Raw genomic sequence first — 994 nt, forward strand, 5'->3', positions numbered from 1 at the left:
ATGTCTAAGATTAAAGTTGCGATCAACGGCTTCGGCCGCATTGGCAGGCTGACCTTCAAGGCCCTGCTCGAGAAAGAAAATGTGGACGTTGTAGCCATCAACGACCTTACCAATACAAAAACGCTGGCCCACCTGCTCAAGTACGACTCGGTGCACGGCCGATTCAAGGGCACCGTGGAGGCCACGGAGACAGGCATTATCGTCAATGGCCAGGAGATCCAGATCACGGCCGAGCGCGAGCCCAGGAACCTGCCCTGGGGCAAGCTGGGCGTGGACGTGGTGCTCGAGTCGACGGGCCGCTTCGTGGACGAGAAAGGCGCCGGCGGGCACCTGGAGGCCGGCGCCCGCAAGGTGGTGATCTCGGCCCCGGCCAAGGGCGACATCCCGACCGTGGTGCTGGGCGTGAACGAGGAGACGCTGACAGGGGAGGAGAGGATCGTCTCCAACGCCTCCTGCACCACCAACTGCCTGGCCCCGATGGCCAAGGTGCTCGACGACGCCTTCGGCATCGAGAAGGGCTACATCACCACCATCCACGCCTACACGGCCGACCAGAACCTGCAGGACGCCCCGCACAGCGACCTTAGAAGAGCCCGTGCCGCGGCTTATTCCATCGTGCCGACCTCGACGGGGGCTGCCAAGGCCGTGGGCCTGGTGCTGCCGCACCTGAAGGGCAAGCTCGACGGGGTGGCCATGCGGGTGCCTATTCCGGACGGCTCGCTGACCGACCTGACCTGCATCCTGAAGAAGGAAGTGAGCAAGGAGGAGATCAACGCGGCGCTGAAGAAGGCGGCCGAGGGCAGCATGAAGGGCGTGCTGGAGTACACCGAGGACCCGATCGTCTCCATCGACATCGTGGGCAACACGCACTCCTGCATCTTCGACTCGGCCATGACCTCGGTGAACGGCACGCTGGTGAAGGTGGTGGGCTGGTACGACAACGAGGCCGGCTACTCCCAGAGAGCCGCTGACCTGATCGTGCGCATCGGTTAAT

1 protein-coding gene is annotated in these 994 nt (G+C 63.6%); it reads left to right on the forward strand.

The features are described 5' to 3' along the window. Nucleotides 1-993, forward strand: a 993-nt coding sequence (gap, locus tag FJM74_RS22080; RefSeq protein WP_187264818.1) for a type I glyceraldehyde-3-phosphate dehydrogenase, incomplete at its 5' end; no start/stop codon positions are given. Nucleotide 994 lies beyond the last annotated feature (1 nt).

It is taken from the genome of Pontibacter beigongshangensis (assembly GCF_014332515.1).
In the GTDB taxonomy this organism is placed as follows: domain Bacteria; phylum Bacteroidota; class Bacteroidia; order Cytophagales; family Hymenobacteraceae; genus Pontibacter; species Pontibacter beigongshangensis.